27 protein-coding genes are annotated in these 15,518 nt (G+C 62.0%); 12 read left to right on the top strand and 15 right to left on the bottom strand.

The window, feature by feature from the left end; translation table 11 throughout:
• Positions 1–31: 31 nt before the first annotated feature.
• Both EJ069_RS11735 and EJ069_RS32730 read right to left on the bottom strand, forming a co-directional pair.
• Entirely contained in the window at positions 32–331 is a 300-nt protein-coding gene (locus tag EJ069_RS11735) for a DUF982 domain-containing protein (RefSeq protein ID WP_042642795.1), read from the bottom strand.
• Between the two features lie 207 nt (positions 332–538).
• Complete coding sequence (locus EJ069_RS32730) at positions 539–715, bottom strand: hypothetical protein (protein ID WP_189341476.1); 177 nt, start codon at positions 713–715, stop codon at positions 539–541.
• Positions 716–844: 129 nt separating this feature from the next.
• Between EJ069_RS32730 and EJ069_RS11730 the strand changes: the two genes are divergently transcribed.
• Together EJ069_RS11730 and EJ069_RS11725 are read left to right on the top strand one after the other, a co-directional pair.
• Positions 845–1,891, top strand: a complete 1,047-nt coding sequence (locus EJ069_RS11730) for an SDR family oxidoreductase (protein ID WP_126061414.1) — start codon at positions 845–847, stop codon at positions 1,889–1,891.
• Between the two features lie 16 nt (positions 1,892–1,907).
• On the top strand, positions 1,908–2,207 hold the full coding sequence (locus EJ069_RS11725; protein ID WP_126061413.1) for a hypothetical protein: 300 nt from the start codon (positions 1,908–1,910) through the stop codon (positions 2,205–2,207).
• An 11-nt stretch (positions 2,208–2,218) separates the two neighbouring features.
• On the opposite strand, the gene EJ069_RS11720 is transcribed toward EJ069_RS11725, so the two are convergent.
• Positions 2,219–2,404 (bottom strand): hypothetical protein, encoded by a 186-nt coding sequence (locus EJ069_RS11720; protein WP_126061412.1) that lies wholly within the window; start codon positions 2,402–2,404, stop codon positions 2,219–2,221.
• Between the two features lie 553 nt (positions 2,405–2,957).
• Here EJ069_RS11720 and EJ069_RS11715 point away from each other — a divergent pair.
• Positions 2,958–3,206, top strand: a complete 249-nt coding sequence (locus EJ069_RS11715; RefSeq protein ID WP_126061411.1) for a hypothetical protein — start codon at positions 2,958–2,960, stop codon at positions 3,204–3,206.
• A 17-nt stretch (positions 3,207–3,223) separates the two neighbouring features.
• Here the strand turns inward: EJ069_RS11715 and EJ069_RS32725 are convergent, their stop codons facing one another.
• The 6 genes from EJ069_RS32725 to EJ069_RS11700 all read right to left on the bottom strand — a co-directional run bounded on the left by EJ069_RS32725 (position 3,224) and on the right by EJ069_RS11700 (position 5,827).
• Entirely contained in the window at positions 3,224–3,391 is a 168-nt protein-coding gene (locus tag EJ069_RS32725; protein ID WP_189342077.1) for a hypothetical protein, read from the bottom strand.
• Positions 3,392–3,774: 383 nt separating this feature from the next.
• Entirely contained in the window at positions 3,775–4,242 is a 468-nt protein-coding gene (locus EJ069_RS11710) for an NAD(P)H-dependent oxidoreductase (protein WP_126061410.1), read from the bottom strand.
• Positions 4,239–4,376 (bottom strand): NAD(P)H-dependent oxidoreductase, encoded by a 138-nt coding sequence (locus EJ069_RS32605; protein ID WP_145965056.1) that lies wholly within the window; start codon positions 4,374–4,376, stop codon positions 4,239–4,241. Before EJ069_RS32605 ends, EJ069_RS11710 begins: the two co-directional genes overlap by 4 nt.
• 81 nt (positions 4,377–4,457) lie before the next feature.
• Positions 4,458–4,814: a response regulator gene (locus EJ069_RS11705; RefSeq protein WP_126061409.1), complete on the bottom strand. Its 357-nt coding sequence runs from the start codon at positions 4,812–4,814 to the stop codon at positions 4,458–4,460.
• A 6-nt stretch (positions 4,815–4,820) separates the two neighbouring features.
• Positions 4,821–5,129: a sensor histidine kinase gene (locus tag EJ069_RS33260; RefSeq protein WP_245456515.1), complete on the bottom strand. Its 309-nt coding sequence runs from the start codon at positions 5,127–5,129 to the stop codon at positions 4,821–4,823.
• Positions 5,129–5,827 carry an HWE histidine kinase domain-containing protein gene (locus EJ069_RS11700; RefSeq protein WP_245456514.1) on the bottom strand — a complete coding sequence of 233 codons (699 nt, stop codon included), beginning with the start codon at positions 5,825–5,827 and terminating at the stop codon, positions 5,129–5,131. The genes EJ069_RS33260 and EJ069_RS11700 overlap by 1 nt, the downstream gene beginning before the upstream one ends.
• A 384-nt stretch (positions 5,828–6,211) precedes the next feature.
• On the opposite strand from EJ069_RS11700, the gene EJ069_RS11695 reads away from it, so the two are divergent.
• Complete coding sequence (locus tag EJ069_RS11695; protein ID WP_126061408.1) at positions 6,212–7,222, top strand: YihY/virulence factor BrkB family protein; 1,011 nt, start codon at positions 6,212–6,214, stop codon at positions 7,220–7,222.
• A gap of 49 nt (positions 7,223–7,271) precedes the next feature.
• On the opposite strand, the gene EJ069_RS11690 is transcribed toward EJ069_RS11695, so the two are convergent.
• Together EJ069_RS11690 and EJ069_RS11685 are read right to left on the bottom strand one after the other, a co-directional pair.
• On the bottom strand, positions 7,272–7,481 hold the full coding sequence (locus EJ069_RS11690) for a hypothetical protein (protein ID WP_126061407.1): 210 nt from the start codon (positions 7,479–7,481) through the stop codon (positions 7,272–7,274).
• A 123-nt stretch (positions 7,482–7,604) separates the two neighbouring features.
• Complete coding sequence (locus EJ069_RS11685; protein ID WP_126061406.1) at positions 7,605–8,117, bottom strand: ferritin-like domain-containing protein; 513 nt, start codon at positions 8,115–8,117, stop codon at positions 7,605–7,607.
• Positions 8,118–8,384: 267 nt separating this feature from the next.
• On the opposite strand from EJ069_RS11685, the gene EJ069_RS11680 reads away from it, so the two are divergent.
• A complete protein-coding gene (locus tag EJ069_RS11680) occupies positions 8,385–8,678 on the top strand; it encodes a hypothetical protein (RefSeq protein WP_126061405.1) in 294 nt (97 codons plus the stop codon).
• Positions 8,679–8,810: 132 nt separating this feature from the next.
• On the opposite strand, the gene EJ069_RS11675 is transcribed toward EJ069_RS11680, so the two are convergent.
• Entirely contained in the window at positions 8,811–9,209 is a 399-nt protein-coding gene (locus EJ069_RS11675) for a hypothetical protein (RefSeq protein WP_126061404.1), read from the bottom strand.
• A 123-nt stretch (positions 9,210–9,332) separates the two neighbouring features.
• On the opposite strand from EJ069_RS11675, the gene EJ069_RS32720 reads away from it, so the two are divergent.
• Entirely contained in the window at positions 9,333–9,503 is a 171-nt protein-coding gene (locus tag EJ069_RS32720; RefSeq protein ID WP_189476301.1) for a hypothetical protein, read from the top strand.
• A 754-nt stretch (positions 9,504–10,257) separates the two neighbouring features.
• Complete coding sequence (locus tag EJ069_RS11670; RefSeq protein ID WP_126061403.1) at positions 10,258–10,500, top strand: hypothetical protein; 243 nt, start codon at positions 10,258–10,260, stop codon at positions 10,498–10,500.
• A gap of 381 nt (positions 10,501–10,881) precedes the next feature.
• Here the strand turns inward: EJ069_RS11670 and EJ069_RS11665 are convergent, their stop codons facing one another.
• Both EJ069_RS11665 and EJ069_RS11660 read right to left on the bottom strand, forming a co-directional pair.
• Positions 10,882–11,073: a hypothetical protein gene (locus EJ069_RS11665; RefSeq protein WP_126061402.1), complete on the bottom strand. Its 192-nt coding sequence runs from the start codon at positions 11,071–11,073 to the stop codon at positions 10,882–10,884.
• 260 nt (positions 11,074–11,333) lie between these two features.
• Positions 11,334–11,537 (bottom strand): CsbD family protein, encoded by a 204-nt coding sequence (locus tag EJ069_RS11660; RefSeq protein ID WP_126061401.1) that lies wholly within the window; start codon positions 11,535–11,537, stop codon positions 11,334–11,336.
• Between the two features lie 240 nt (positions 11,538–11,777).
• Between EJ069_RS11660 and EJ069_RS11655 the strand changes: the two genes are divergently transcribed.
• The 3 genes from EJ069_RS11655 to EJ069_RS11645 all read left to right on the top strand — a co-directional run bounded on the left by EJ069_RS11655 (position 11,778) and on the right by EJ069_RS11645 (position 13,196).
• A complete protein-coding gene (locus EJ069_RS11655; protein ID WP_126061400.1) occupies positions 11,778–12,191 on the top strand; it encodes an HD domain-containing protein in 414 nt (137 codons plus the stop codon).
• Positions 12,192–12,658: 467 nt separating this feature from the next.
• On the top strand, positions 12,659–12,868 hold the full coding sequence (locus EJ069_RS11650) for a cold-shock protein (protein ID WP_126064700.1): 210 nt from the start codon (positions 12,659–12,661) through the stop codon (positions 12,866–12,868).
• Positions 12,869–12,974: 106 nt separating this feature from the next.
• Positions 12,975–13,196, top strand: coding sequence for a hypothetical protein (locus EJ069_RS11645; RefSeq protein WP_245456513.1), 222 nt, complete (start codon positions 12,975–12,977; stop codon positions 13,194–13,196).
• Positions 13,197–13,515: 319 nt separating this feature from the next.
• On the opposite strand, the gene EJ069_RS11640 is transcribed toward EJ069_RS11645, so the two are convergent.
• Entirely contained in the window at positions 13,516–13,854 is a 339-nt protein-coding gene (locus EJ069_RS11640) for a hypothetical protein (RefSeq protein WP_126061399.1), read from the bottom strand.
• Positions 13,855–14,122: 268 nt separating this feature from the next.
• On the opposite strand from EJ069_RS11640, the gene EJ069_RS11635 reads away from it, so the two are divergent.
• Positions 14,123–14,368: a hypothetical protein gene (locus tag EJ069_RS11635; protein WP_126061398.1), complete on the top strand. Its 246-nt coding sequence runs from the start codon at positions 14,123–14,125 to the stop codon at positions 14,366–14,368.
• 51 nt (positions 14,369–14,419) lie between these two features.
• The gene (locus EJ069_RS11630; protein WP_245456512.1) at positions 14,420–15,499 is read left to right on the top strand and encodes a PAS domain S-box protein; all 1,080 of its coding nucleotides are present in this window, start codon (positions 14,420–14,422) and stop codon (positions 15,497–15,499) included.
• Positions 15,500–15,518: the final 19 nt, after the last annotated feature.

The raw sequence follows: 15,518 nt of genomic DNA, 5'->3' as shown, positions 1-15,518 counted from the left end.
CCAAGGTAGCCGGCGAGGATGGAGCGGCCTCCTAGCTTGGCGGAACCTTGGAGCGTGACCACAACTCGTCCAGCATGGTGAGCGCGGCGCTCGGCGCGGCCTCCTTCAGCAGCCCCTGCTGCGCGGCGGCCTTCTTGAAGGCGGCAAAGGCGACGGCCGGCCGGCAGGTGCCCGCGATCGCATCGTCCACCAGCCGCGCCGCCTTGAGATAGTCCGGCGCTTCCTTGTTCTTCCATGTCCCGGCGAGCGCCTTCTTGGCCTCGGCCACCGTGGTGACCACCATCGTGCCGCCGCTGACGAAGCGGATGGTGAGGGGGAGGAAACGGCTCATCGGGTCCTCACCATCCGAGCCATTCGCGCGTCCGCCAGGCCAGGCCGGCAAAGGGTGCCACGGTGATCATGGCGGCAGCGAGGATGAGAAGGGGGCTGTTGATAGGCAAGGATTTCATGATGCACCACAAGATTGGGGGATGGGCCTAAACGAGGATGTCGCCGGTCGGTTGCATCCGGCCGGCCAGTCGGCACGACAAGCGCGATGTCACATATTGCTCGCGGGCCTGATCGGCGGCGCCGGCCGGTGCGGCGGCCGCGGACGCGGCCTCAGCGGCACATCGGCGAGCGAAGCGCGGATCACCCTCACGGGGGGGGGCGGCGTGGCGCCGCGCCGGCGCCGCAAAGCGGCCGACAGGCTGCCGATGAAAGTTCGAACGTCCATGGGACTCCTCCTCGAGAGTCCCCCCAATGGCCAAGGGTTAGCACCCTGGATCGGTCAGCCGCATTTAACTTTGATGTATCCGCGGGCTTCTCGACGGGCGACGAACCGGGGCCAACCTTTTGCGCCGACATGCGTTGTCTCCCGAAAGGAGACCATCATGCCAACCAGCAGCCGAACGAAATCAGACGCAGCCCAGAATCAGTCACCGGGCAGAAGCCGGACGCCGCAAAGGCCGCGCGCAGGCAGCGCAGCATCCAGCGTCAGGTCGATGCCACCGATCGCAGCAAGCCGAAGCCGAAAGCCTCGGGCGCGATGCAGGCCGGCGCGCGCCGCTACCCCGTGCCGCCTTTCCCGAAGCAGCATCACCCCAAGCCCGGGGAGGAATGGGCGATCGAGCCGGCGCCGCTCTATGACGCGCCGTTCTGGCAAGGATCCGGCAAGCTCAAGGACAAGGTCGCGCTGGTCACCGGCGGAGATTCCGGCATCGGCCGCGCGGTGGCCGTGCTGTTCGCGCGCGAAGGCGCCGATGTCGCGATCGTCTATCTCAGCGAGGACCGAGACGCCAAGGCGACGAAGCAGGCGGTCGAGGCCGAGGGCAGGCGTTGCATCACCCTGCGCGGCGACGTTGCCAAACGCGCCTTCTGCCGCAAGGCGGTGGCCGAGACCGTCAAGGCCTTCGGCAGGCTCGACGTGCTCGTCAACAACGCGGCCTTCCAGGTTCATTCGGCCGACTTCGCCGATCTCACCGAAAAGCATTTCGACACCACGCTGAAGACCAATCTCTACGGTTATTTCCACATGGCGCAGGAAGCCGTGCCGCAAATGAAGCCGGGCTCGGCGATCATCAACACCGGTTCCGTCACCGGTATCGAAGGCTCGAAGGAGTTGGTCGACTATTCGATGACCAAGGGCGGCATCCACGCCTTCACGCGCGCGCTCTCCGGCAACCTGATCGCCAAGGGCATCCGCGTCAACGCGGTGGCGCCCGGTCCGGTCTGGACGCCGCTCAACCCGTCGGAAAAGCAGGCGGAGGATGTTTCGCAGTTCGGCGCCAAGACGCCGATGAAGCGTCCCGCCCAGCCGGAGGAGATCGCGCCGGCCTATGTGTTCCTGGCCTCGCCGCAATCCTCCAGCTACATCACCGGCGAGATCCTGCCGATCATTGGGGGCTACTGACCATCAGGAGGATCCCATGAAGAAAGCCCTTCTCATCGCGGCCATCGCGCTGATGCCGGCGCTGCCGGCGGCGGCACAGACGGCCAAGCCGGATCAGCAGACGCAGAACTGCCAGGCCAAGCCGGACGCCAACGACCAGCAGCAGAAACAGAAGCAAGAGGCCGATACGGATGAGCTGTCGAAACAGCTCGGCAATTGCGGCGGCGTGCTGAAGCCGCCGCCGACTGGCGACAAGAACGCGACGACCCCGCCGCCGACCGGCAGCGAGATGCCGGTGATCAAACCGGGCGAGGTACCGCCGCAGACGGGGCAATGAGGCCCGGGCCTTCAGTGCTTGCGCTTCTCGCTCTCGGCCGGCTTGAGCACCGGCGCGGCGTGCGCCTCGCGGATCATCTGCAGGGCCTCGTCGCGGGTGAGGCCGCATTTGCGGGCAAAATAGGTGGCTTCGTGGATCTCGGCGCGCGAGGCCTCCACAACGCCGGAAGAGGTCGGTTTGTTTTTCTTCTTGGCCATCGGTTCACCGCGCCATGAATCACTTAGTCAGCTAAATATAGATGCAATGCCTGCTGTTGCAAATCGCCGATTGCGCCCGGGCCGGTTTGATTGGTTTCTGCGGAAAAAGCCCCTTGGAATATTCCGGCTATGTCGCTGTTCACTCTGGAGGAACGGCCATGACGGGCGAGAGGACCAAACGCGACTTTCGATACCGCGACCGCGTGTCGGCGGGCGAGGAGCATGAGGTGCGCTACTGCGCGAAGCACTATCGGGTCCACTCCTGAGCAGGTTCGCAGAGCTGATCAGCGAACACGGCAACGACCGCAAGACCCTCGGGCGTCAGCGAGGAAGCTGCGGGATTGACAGACATTCCCGGTCGGAACCGGCTTGGGCAGGACAGGTCCGGCAAACATTGCCGGCGACCAACCGTGATCGCTCGCCCAATCATATGTTAGGGCGTCACCCCGCCGAAGGTGTAAGTTCGAGCAGTCGCCGCACAGAGCAAAGGCAAGCGCGCGCCGGAAGAGCCCATCACGCTTTCGCCCAACCTATCAAGGGAAGTGCAGCTTCGATGAGCGACGGACGAGGCGGCCATTATGCCGCGAAGGGTGAGTATCTCGATCACCGTCTGGAATGCCCGCACTGCGGAACGATCCGGTTGAACATCCCCAGGAACGCCCAATCCTCAACGCCGATCCATTGCGCCGAGTGCGGGGCCTATCTTGGCACGTGGGACGAAATCCAGACCGACTTCGAGCGACAGGGAGGCACCGACGGCGTGTTTCGCCTGGCAAGCGGCCGCATCAGGCGGCTCGCATAAGCAGGGTCGGCTCCCGGTCAATGCCTGTCTTTCAAAAAGCGGGCTTCGCGGACGAGGGACGTCCAGTCAAAGCCGATCATATGGATTAGCTCCCTCGCTTGCGCCTCGGTTATACCCACTTCCTTGGCCAGCTTCCCGGCCAGCAGTCGGCTATCGACTTTTTCGTCGTGCCCGTCCTTCTGCATGCGCACTCTCCATCGCTCTACAAGTAAGGCGCAAAGCCAGGAGAGGTTTCGTTAGGCCGAGCTCGAAACGGTTTGGTATGAGCAAAAAGCCCGGAGAAGCGCGACGCAAAAAGCCCGCTGGCATGAGCCAGCGGGAGAAGGTGGCTTGAGCTCGGCCCCGCCAGGGGCGAACGCCGACATGGTGCTCATGTGGCACCGGCCGCGCATCCACATTTGTTAACCGTCGAGATCGTTTTCGCGCAATGGACCGCAACATGGCCGATCCATCGGTTGCTTCGAATACACGGCCGCAATGATCGACGCGCACCATCCATAGTTCGCCAACAAAGCAGCGGAGTGTTCATAGACTCAGAACGAAGGTGGTCCGCAGTCTGCGGGGCCGATCAAAAACGCTCGAAGCGTTGCTCCACCTTGCGGGCGAACTTTTCCCGTTCCTCGTTGGAGATGCCTTCCACCGAGTATTTCGCCAGATAGAGGTGCTTCTCCGTGCGTCCGCACATGGATTTCAAGCCGCGCAAAAGCACCTTCCTGCCGGGGTCATGCATGTAGAGCCTGGTGTACCACCAAGGCGAGCCGAAGGTGGTGACGATGCCCATCCGGCGGATGTTCACAAGCGCCGGCTTGATCGTGCCGCCATCCGTCGGCAGGTCGAAGGCGACGCCCGGCCGCCACACGCGGTCGAAATATCCCTTGAGCACAGCAGGCATGCCCGACCACCAGGTCGGGAAGCAGAACACGCAAGCCTCGGCCCATTGCAACGCGTCGATATAGACCCGCAGCTCCGCAGGTGCTGGCGATGGACCGGCGTGCCCCTTCAACTCCTCGACCTGCATCACGGGATCGAATTTCATGGGTAGAGATCGAAGTCGACGACCTCGTCGCCCCTGGCCCTGAGGACCCCCAAGACACGCGTATGAAGCGAGGCCACGTAGCTGTCCTGCGCCGGATGCGCGTAGACGACATTGACCTTCATCGCATGCCCCACGCGGCTCTGATCCGGCTTCGAGGCTAGTTGAATACCGTTGGTTTGCCTAGGCTTCGACGCGAGAAGTGGAGGGGCACGAGGTCAGGGTGGCGAGAGCTTCGCCAGAACCTCCAGGAGGACCCACTCCGATGTCGGCTTCCCGACATTGGTTACCGTCCCCAGGACGGCCCCGCCGAAGAGTTCCGGCCTGTCATAAGCACTCGCCACCGCGAAAGGCACGCCGCGGCTGCGCAAGGCCTCGGCTACGGGCGTGACGAGATGGTCGCCTAAATTCACGTCGAGCAAGGCCACCGTCGGCAGTTCGTCTTCCAGCAGGCGGAGCGCCTGTGCGACTTTGGGGACCGGTCCCAGGACCCGCCATCCCAGGCGCTCGAGCATGACCTTAAGATCCATCGCGATGATGAATTCATCTTCGACGATCAGGATGGTCTTTTGCACCGGCCATCAATCTGGGCGAGCGGCCCTTTCGAGGGGGACGACGATCTCTGCTTCGAAACCTTCGGTTCGATAATTCTGTTCCACCTTGCCACCGAGATTGTATGCGATGGCGAATTGAATGAGCTGGGTTCCGTACCCAGTCGAGGTGGGCTTGCGTACAGGCGGGCCGCCGCTCTCGCGCCAGGACAGGCGCAGCAATGGATGATCGCCTTGCTCGACCTCCCATCGAATTCGAACCGTCCCGGCCGGAGCTGACAAAGCGCCATATTTGAGGGCGTTGGTTGCCAGTTCGTGCAGCAGAAGGCTTAGCGACATTATCTCCTCGACGCCAGGGTCACTGACGGTCCGGGCTCGATGATGATCGTCTCGGGAGCGGTTTGGAAGGGTTTCGTCGCGCGCGCCGCCAGGGCTTCGAGACCATCTTCACCATGATCGCTGAATGCCAGGTCATTTGCATCCACAACGGCCTGCAGCCGGCCGAGGAACGCGGTGCGATATTCCTCTGCCGAAATGCCTTCCGTCCTCGTTTGGTTGGCCAGCGCCCGCACCAGCCCGAGCAGGTTCTTGAGCCGGTGGCGCAATTCTCCAAAGACCGCTTCGAACTCCGCTTCTTTCCGGCTTCTGTCCGTAATGTCGACGATCGACAGCAACATGAGGTGGCTGACATTGTCCGGATTGAACACGGTGCGTGCCGTCAGAAGCATGACTTTCTTCCCGATATGCGGGAAATCATGCTCCACTTTGTAATCGATCACCGCCGAGCTTTTAGGGATCACCTCTCCAAGGAGATGACGCAGCTCGGGAATATCCCATTGACCGTTGCCGAGGTCGTACAGATGCTGTCCGATCGTGTCGTAACGCTCGACCGCGAATGTTCTGAAGAAGGCGCGGTTGGCGCTCTGGACGGTCAGGGCTGAATCCAGCACCAGCATGGGATCGGAAACAGTGTCGACAATGCCTTGGGCCTGCACGTGACCTGTCCGCAGAATCCGGTAGAGGTCTTCCAAATCCATTGCCGAAATACCCGTTGGGCCGACAGGCTATAAGCTTGCCGCCGATCATACAACCGCGCTTGCCCAAAGCGAAGATCGCGCGACGCGGCTTTATGGCATCGGGGCGCTGGGCCGCATTCCTGGAGCCTCCGGTCTTCGGGTGTTCCCGGAACCAGAGCGCCCGCGCCGGGTTGTGATTGGCGGGCCGCGTCAGCCGGACCGGGTGGCAAAGAGAACAGGGCTGGTTTCTCCGGCTTCTCGCCCTGGCCAACGAAATGGCAGTCGAGCTCTTGTCCCACCCGGCCCGCCCAAGGGAGGTCTTGCCGGCAATGGCAGGAAATATGAAGTCCGACAAAGCCGGCGCCGAACCGCGCTCGATCCGTGTCCGAAACAGGTGAGGGGGCGATGCCGCGCTGGGTCGACGAAGGCTGGGTCATACTGAAGGAAAGCGTCAGCGGCTACATCGATGACAATGCGCTGAGCCATGGGGCGGCGATGGCCTTCTACGCCACCACGTCGCTGGCGCCGATCCTGTTGATCGTCGTCGCGGTCGCCGGTTTCGTCATCGGCAACGATGCCGCGCAGCTGGCGCTGTCGGCCGAGATATCGGGCGTGATGGGGCCACAGAGCGCAGACCTGCTGAAGGCCACGTTGGAGACCGCTTCGCATGGCTGGTCGAGCGCGCTTGCCACGCTGATCGGAGTGGTGACGCTTTTGGTCACGGCGTCGGGCGTCTTCGGCGAGATGCAGCAGTCGCTCAACGAAATCTGGAAGGTGAAGCCCAACGGGGCGTCGCTGTCGCGCCTTGTAAGGGCGAGGGCGGCGAGCCTCGGCCTCGTGGCCGCGCTCGGCTTCCTGCTCCTGGTCTCGCTCGCGGCCAGCACGGCGATCGCGGCGCTGGGCGAGATCATCAACCGGAGCCTGCCTTTCGGAGAACTGATCGTCAGCGCCATCAACACGATCGTCTCCTTCGCGCTGATCGCGTTCCTCTTCGCCGCGATCTACAAGGTCCTGCCCGACAGGGAGCTCACCTGGCGCGATGTCGGCGTCGGCGCGCTGGTCACCGCGCTGCTCTTCACCATCGGCAAGTCGCTCATCGGCTGGTACATCGGCACCAGCGCCATCGCCACCTCCTATGGCGCGGCCGGAGCCCTGATGGTGGTGCTGGTCTGGGTCTACTATTCGGCGCAGATCTTCCTCTTCGGCGCCGAGATCACCCGCGCCTATTCGCTGCGCCGCGGCAGCCGGCCGGACCTCGCGCCAGCGGTGGCCGCCGATCCGCCGGCGGCCGCCACCGCCCCGCCGCCGGCGCGCGGCGCCTCCGGCATCGAAGTCGCCGTCTGGATTGTCATCGTCTGCTTGATCACCGCGCTGATGTCGCAAACCGGCGCCAACAGGCCGAACCGCCCGCGATAAAACTGAGTGTCCAGCAATCCGGCCCCCACCCTCGAAAAGGGCGTATGCCTTACCGGTCGTTCAAGCGCTTCTCGATTTGGTAGGATAGCCAGCGGCAGAACATGCCGGCGATCGATGTCGCGGCGCCGCCGAGCAGGCAGGCAACCAGCAACGGACTTTGCGATGCGCTCGACCAGCTTACGATGGCTAGCAATATCACGCTGACCGTCGAGATCAGATAACCTGTGCCCTTCAGGAGGTGGAGCGACGCTTTTGTCATCGCCAGAGTTTCCGCCCTATGGCAACTCCCGGCCGGCGCTGAAGTTCCATGGTCGATGGCGGGGGTTCGGAAGGCAGGCCCCGCAGGCTTGCCTTCCCGTGCCGCGTCGCAGCTTGCTCGAACTCAGGCTGCCTCTGCCGCGACGTTGACCGCGGACTCGGCGAGCTTGGTGAGCGCGACGTCCGTTTCCTTCTCTTCGTTCAGCGTCTGGTCGAACAAGGTGACGGCCTCGGCCAGGCCGAGTTCCTGCGCCCAGGTCCTGAGCGTGCCGTAGCGCGAAATCTCATAATGCTCGACAGCCTGCGCCGCGGCCAGCAGGCCTGCGTCGAGCGAGGGCGAGCCCTTGTACTCTTCCATGATCTCGGCGCCTTCCTCGGTGATGCCCATGATCGCCTGGCAGGTCTTGCCGACCGGCTTCTTGTCGATCACCTCGAACACTTCCTCGAGACGCGCGACATGTTCTTGGGTCTGGCCGCGGTGCTTTTCGAAGGCGGCCTTTAGCGCCTCGTCCTGCGCTGCCTTGGCCATCTTGGGCAGCGTTGCCAGGATCTTCTTCTCTGCGAAATAGATGTCCTTCAGCGTGTCGTGGAAAAGTTCGTTGAGGCCCTTGTTCGAGGCCGCTTTCGTTGTCGGCATGTCTGCATCTCCTGAGTGGGTGGATAACCAACCCCAACACAGTTTTTTCGAACTTGTTCCCAACAGAATTTTCCTGTGAAAGCGCCCGGGAAACTCTCATTTGTTGTTGACCGCCGCCCGAACAAACGAGCCGACCGAAGCGGGCAGACCGACCGTCCTCGGGGCGGCAATTCGCGCGGCTGCATTCTTTGATTCCGCCTGGAACTTTTTGCCAGCACAAGCGCTGTTGAACAGCAGTTGTTTCCAATGAAGGCAGGGAGAAGAAAAATGAATACCAAGATTCTTTGCATGAGCGCACTCGCGCTTTCGCTCGCGACCAGCGCGGCGATGGCCAGTAGCGCCAAAGGCACATCGGCCTTGGACGACCCGCAAAAGATGGCGCCTTTCTTCACCGATGCGGGGATGAAGACGATGAGATCCGGCGATGAGTTCAAGAAGGCATGGCTGGCCATGACCGAGGAAGACCGCACCTCGATCAAGAAGGACTGCGGCGACGAGACCATCGCCAAGCAGCATGACAATTTCTGCAAGATGACCAAGGAACTCGGCGGCGCAAACTGAGGCCGGTCGACAGACAAGGAACGGCGGCTCTTTCGGCCGCCGTTTTTGTTATCGTGGCGCCGGGCCAACACAGGCTCAAGGCAGCGGGGACCGGTTGGCCGCAAAGGAAGATCTTGTTCGACCGGCTGCCGGCTATAGGCTGGACTTATCCATCATAATGACTACGCGTTGCCGGCTGGTGACAAAGAGCTCGTATAATTGCTCGAGGTTTTCGAGGTGTCGGTGAGCCAATGCCGCGCCGTCGCCATCAAGGCGCATGTCGTTGACCTTTGCCCGCTGTAGCACTGCGAGGTCGGCGATCCTGAGGATGTTCTGGTCCACCATATCCAGCCGTTCGGACAATTTCGCGAATTTGTCCTCTTCAGCAATCAGCAGCCTTTGAACCGTCGCTCTGGTGCAATCGTCCGTCTCCGTTTGAAGGCGGTCCACGAAGTGCTTGATGTTCTCCCTGGCGATAAAGCGGTCCATCAGGCTCGCCCTCCGAGCTTTGAAATCATATCCCCGTGGCAGAGAGGAGTCGAGGCGCGCCATGACGACCAGGCTCCTCGGGAATTTGATGGAAATCAAAGCCGGCGCACGATCACGGGCGCAAGTACTATGTTGCGATACCCCTCGCGTTGGGACCAGATGGTTAGCCCCGAAACCGAGCTTCAGATGCTCGATCGTCATATCCGCACGGGAGCGCGTCATATCTCTCGCCAGCGAGAGATCATCGATCGCCTCATCGAGCTGGGCGCGCCAGCCGAGCAGGCAATAGAATTGCTTGATCTATTCCAAGTCACGCAGGCGCTGCACATTGCCCACCGGGAGCGGCTTCTCAATTAAGTGACGCCCGCCGGCGTCACCGGATGCCGAGGAATCCGAGGATGGCAAGGACGATGACGATTGCTCCTACGAGCCAGATGATGTTGTTCATGTCTTCTCTTCTTCTCTCTCAATTCTTGATGACGCGCTGCCTGTGCAGCTTTCGCCTTCGACCAACGGGAGCAAGTGGCTTCCGTTCCCGGTGTGGGCCCACGGTCCCGCGCGGTCTGGACCGAAGTCTTAACCGCGCCTCTGCTGATTGCCCGAACTGCCCTCTCAGCGGTTGTCATCTCCTTTGTGATTGCGACCCTTTCTCCGCCCGAGCCTTTCAAGCAGGGCTCGAAGGCGCTCGGGAAGCTGACCGTCAACTCGGAAAAGTGGCCACGCGCGCAGGTGCCGTCTCAAAACCTCGCTGGAAAACTGCTGTCTCAGCAACCTGGCGAGAGCTTCGTTATGACGTCGATCCTGGGCCATTTTCACGCAGTCCTGATCACTGCGAAACCGGAAGCGCCTGGACTTGTTCCGCTGCGCAATCGTGATTTGTCACCGCTCGCTGGCGGTAGCCCATGAGCGGGTTGTAGCGCGATGGGCTCAGTTGAACTCAGAGAGCATCGCTTCCTGCCGGAACATAAGCGCCGCTCGCCGGTTTGGTCCGCGGCGGCATCCCCGAAGCCCGCCGCCATCGGGTTCCAATCCTCCCGATCGAAGCCCGCCCGCTCATCCTCCGGGCGGGCTTCTCCATTTGAGAGATTGGTTCCAGCACAGGAGAGACGTGATGGCAGGCAAGACAACGCACGACCAGCAGCAACGCATTATCGAGGAGCGCGTCAACACCAGGAACGCCGGAAAGGATTTCAACGCCAGGGAAGAGCTGAAGCGGCCGAGCCAGGAGCGGGCCGCCCGCGCGAAAGGCAGCGGGTTGAAAGCTGGCGAGCGCGATCTGATCGATCCCGACGACAGGCAGATGCTGCGCGGCGAGAATCAGGAGTCTCCGCACCGGAAACGACGCGGCGACTGATGGGCGTCGGCCGGAAAAGGGCAGCGGATTGGGGAAGGGCGCGTTGACGCGGCTTGCGGGTCATCGAGAGATAGGTCGGGTCGACCTTCCGCGATCTGCAATTGCTCTAGGGATTAGGGACTTCGTTGGAAGGTTGTTCCGAGACAATCGGCAGTCCCGAGCGGACCAAACGCTCGGTGCGGCGCAGCAATTCCCGGGAGCGTTTGATCGCGTCCTTGCTGCCTTGGATGAGTTGATCCTGGAAGGGTTCGCGTGCCCGGGGCAACGCAGTTCTGGTTTGGCGCATAGCGCTCTCCCGTATTCAGACGGGAGCGCGTTCGTCGTCTCTCAGCCGCTAATGGTGTCCAGTGGGGGTTACCAGCGATCTGGGCTATCTAGGGCTCATTCGATCTCAGTCAAGTCGCCCATCGTCGGCAATGCCCGGCTTGATTGGTTCCGAATCGCTGCCAACTGCTGGGCGAGGGCCCTGGATTGCTCCACATACGCCCAAGCCAGTTCCCGCATGCGGCTGTTTTCGGCGCGCAGGGCCTTAGCCCGTTCGATGACCAGAGAATTTGCGTCGAAAACATCCATGGCCACAACAAATGCGGACCGCGAATGAAGGTTCCAGCACTGACGGCGGCAAAGTCGAATTTCAGCCCCGGCCGCCGCATGGCGGGATGCGCCTGGCGCCTCGGCCAAGGTGGACGACGCGCAATCGGGCGCCGAAGGGGGGCATGGCGGTTTCAGCGGCGGCGGCGAGAAAGAGATACGCGGCCGCCTCGCGCAATCCTGAACGGCTCAGCAAAAAGGGCGCTGCCGAGCGGCAGCGCCCCGCTTGACGAAGTCGGATGTCACCAGCCTTGGCGGCTGTACCAGTCATCGATGTCGCGGCGCACGCGATCCTTCTCGATGCCGTAGCGTTCCTGGATCTTGCCTTCGAGCTGGTCGCGCTTTCCCGCGATGCGGTCGAGATCGTCGTCGGTGAGCTTGCCCCACTGTTCCTTGACCTTGCCCTTCACCTGCTTCCAATTGCCTTCGACGCGGTTCCAATCCATTTGCCGTACCTCCTGTTGGACACGCAGGGCTAACGGCATCGCGATCGCGAGGTTCCTGCGGACAAGTCTTTTTCTCCGGGCGGGAACATTCGCCCGGCGCCGCTGTTCTGGAAGGCAGGATGGCGCGCAGCCCCGCTCCCCCCGCGAAAGGCGCGCCACCGACCGGGTCCAGACCCGAGCAAGCCCGCCTCGGCCGTCCCTCGCCGAGGCGGGCTCTATTGTGACAAGATAGGAAGGATCATGCTTCACGAAGCAGCAAACATCGCCGAGCAGGCTCATCGCGGGCAGAAGGACAAGACCGGCCGGCCCTATATCGAACATCTGAGGCGCGTTGCCGAGGCCGTCGAGACGCTGGACGAAAAGACCGTCGCCTACCTGCACGACGTTGTCGAGAAAGGCGACGGCTGGACCTTGGAGAGGCTGCAGGGCGCCGGGTTCGGCCAGCCGGTGGTGGCCGCGGTCGATGCGCTGACGCGGCGCATGGACGAGAGCGAGGAAGGCTTCCTCTGCCGCGCCGCCTCGAACGAGCTGGCATTGCCGGTGAAGATAGCCGATCTGCGCGACAATCTCTGGCAGGCGCACCAGGCGGGCGCAGCGCCCGAGAAATACGAAACCGGCCTCGCCATCCTCGGCCAGCTGGAATCCAGGAACTGAATCCGGACTTAATCCCGGGGCGGGGAAGCGATCAACTTGGCCTCGCGGACAAGAGAACTCCAGTCCAGGCCGATAAGGCGGACGAGATCGCGCGCCTGTGCCTCGCTGATGCCCGTCTCCCGCACCAGGCGCTGCACCACGTCGTGAGAGGGTGGATTGTTGTCCCTTTTGGCCATTGCTGCCCCATTCAGGAAACCCGCTCGTTGAATCAGGAAACCAACGCTCTGTCGGATCGACCGTTCCGGCGGAACTGCTTTGGTTTGGTCGGACCGCGGTTTGAAGTATTCTGCCCGGAGCCCTTGTCGCTGAGGAAATTAAGAGCTATATAGGGCAAATCGATCTTGCTGAAAGAACGTTGTTTTCGCGCAAAATGCGCCCCTACGATCTTCCCTCTCAATTTCGAAGAATTCGTCGCTTGGCGGTTGCCGGGCGCGTATCATTTTGCGTCGATTTGTAAGGAGATCGCAATGACTACTGGAACGGTGAAGTTTTTCAATTCCACCAAGGGTTTTGGCTTTATCGAGCAGGGCGGCGGCCAGCCGGACGTGTTCGTGCACATCTCGGCCGTAGAGCGCGCAGGGCTGCGCTCCCTCGTCGAAGGCCAGAAGATCAGCTTCGACGTCGTGAAGAATGCCCGCAGCGGCAAAAGCTCGGCCGAGAATTTGCAAGCCGCCTGATCACGGCGCCTCGCGGTCCTTGACCACGGATGTACTGGCATTGGCCGCAGAGGCGCGTTGGAGAAGGTCGGGCTTTGCCCGGCCTTTTTTGATTAAGGAGATGACGATGAAGTCGCTACCGGATACCGGCCTGTTCAAGCCGGTCCCATCCCGCACGGAAGCCAAGACCGACACGACCTCTCGTGTCGCCCGGCAGATTCAGGACCTGGAAGCCAAGGAAAGGGCGGCCAAGACCGAGCGCTTGCGCGCGGCCAGGCTGGCGCAGGAAGCCGAAGCGCCAGTGGTGCTGCCAAGGAAAGCCGCTCCGAAGCGCGCGAAGAAGGGCTAGTTCCTCAACGCAGTGATGTTGAAACATTGCAGGCTTCAAGGGCAAGGCTATCAACGTCCGCCGGGTAGTCAGCGCAAACGTCGGCGATGAGCTGGAGGCTTCTGAATCTCGTCATTCTAGGGTCGAGCAAGGAGCGAAGCGAAAATCCATTCCGTTACCTGGACCGAAGTGTACAACGGTGCAGAATTCTGGACCATCGCGGCGCTTCCAAGTAACGGCATGGATCCTCGGGTCTGCGCGCGTCGCTTCGCTCCTTGCTCCGCCCGTGGATGACGACCGCGATTAGGCGGTCGATTGAGGTCGGTCAGACGCGACGCGCTTAGCAGCGTTTCATATGCAGCACGTCGATGCTGATCTCACCGCCGGACATGCGCCCATCCAGCACCTTTTCGAGGTCGGTGCGATTGTCGGGCTTAAGGACCTCCGGTAGGTCGAGCGCCGTCAGGGCCTCGTCGTCGAACTCGATCGGCGCCCCGTAGAGCTGTGATACCTCCATCACCAGGCTTTCGATGTCCTCGCGAGCGATGTTCTCGGCCAGATGATCCAGCCTGATTTCTTCGGAAAGCCGGATGATGTTGACGATACCCTTGGTCCGCAAGGCCTTTTGGACCCTGTGGTGGGCGTCATCGCGCAAGCGGATGGAAAATCGTCGGAACATGGACTGCCTCCTTTCCTGGAGGTTATCCCTCGATTTCCAGCATGCGCCCGACGGTCACGGATTGCAAGCAAAAAAGCTGGAAAGACGAAAGAAAATCAATAAGTTAGCATAGAACAACAAATGTGGTTTCGGCGCATCGTTGGTATCGTTAGCTTGTGCCGTCTTTCACAGCTTGGTCATTCTTGACGTCCTATGAGACAGACCCTACTTCTACTCACAATGAGCAAGTTACTCATTCGTAGCATTCTTGTCTGTCAGGGAGGCAGGCATGGCTGAGCTGGAACGGCCGCAAAGATTGCAGATCATGCTGACCGACGAGGAGTTGGCGGCGCTGGAGAACTGGCGTTTCGAAAAGCGCATGCCGAGCCGTTCGGCCGCGGTCCGGGAACTTTTGCGTCGAGGGCTGGCCTCGGATGGGTTCCTCACGGCGAATGCGGGCGTGAAGTCGCAGGAGTTCGGCGTGATATCTGCGGACAGGGCGGCCGGCGATAGTCCCGGCGACCCCAAGCCGTAAGCGGATGCGACCCAGCGGATATGTTGCCTTGATTGCGGGCGGCCCTATTTGATGCGCATGACCAGTCCAGGGGGGATCTTTCGTCCGAACGCCAATGCCGACGCGCGCCTCGCGGCGATCGTCGACTCTTCCTATGACGCCATCATCGGCAAGGACCTCAACAGCGTCATCACCGATTGGAACCACGCGGCCGAGCGGATGTTCGGCTACAGCGCGGAGGAGGTGATCGGCAAGTCGATTCTGATCTTGATCCCCGACCACATGCACAGCGAGGAAACCGAGATCATCGGCCGCATCCGCCGGGGCGAGGGCGTGGGCAGCCTTGAGACGACGCGCAAGCGCAAGGACGGCTCGTTGATCGCGGTGTCGATCACCGTCTCTCCCATCAGGAACAACGCCGGCGAGATCGTCGGCGCCTCGCAGATCGCCCGCGACATCACGTCCGCCAAGGAAAGCGAGCGCCGCATCCGGCTCCTGATGCGCGAGGTCAATCACCGCGTGAAGAACCAGTTCGCGGTGATCCTGTCGATGGTCAGGGAAACCAGCAAGCGCTCGACCGATCCGGCTGAGTTCGAGCAGATGATCCGCGCGCGCATCATGGCGCTGTCGCGCTCGCACGACCTTCTGGTGACCTCGGAATGGGCCGGCGCCAGCCTGTTCGACCTGGTCCAGGAGCATCTGAAGCCCTTCGGCCATGAGGAACGCATCTCGCTGTCCGGGCCGCTGCTGACGCTGCAGTCGAATGCGGTGCAGAATCTCGGCATGGCCTTCCATGAGCTCGGCACCAACTCCTCCAAATATGGCGCCCTTGCCGTCGACGGGGGCCATGTGGAAATCACCTGGAAGGTCGAGATGGGTCCGGACGCGCGGCGGCGGTTTCATCTTCTGTGGCAGGAGACGTCCAGCGCGGCAGGAATTGGGGTCGCTGAGAAGAACGGCAAGGAGAAGGGGGTTGCCGAACGAAAAGGGTTCGGCACGGTGGTGCTGCAGCGGGTGGCTCCGCAGTCGCTGAGCGGTTCTTCCAGCCTCGAACGCTCGGACGGCAGTTTGAAATGGGCGCTCGACGCGCCGCTCGAGGCAATCATCGTTCCGCAGCTCGGCGCCGAGACCGACGGCGACATCGCCGTTTGAGCGTCTATTCGCGGTGGCC

Source organism: Mesorhizobium sp. M2A.F.Ca.ET.043.05.1.1 (assembly GCF_003952445.1).
Lineage (GTDB): Bacteria > Pseudomonadota > Alphaproteobacteria > Rhizobiales > Rhizobiaceae > Mesorhizobium.
The sequence above is the reverse complement of the archived record's forward strand: the minus strand, read 5'-3'. Positions and strand labels throughout refer to the sequence as shown.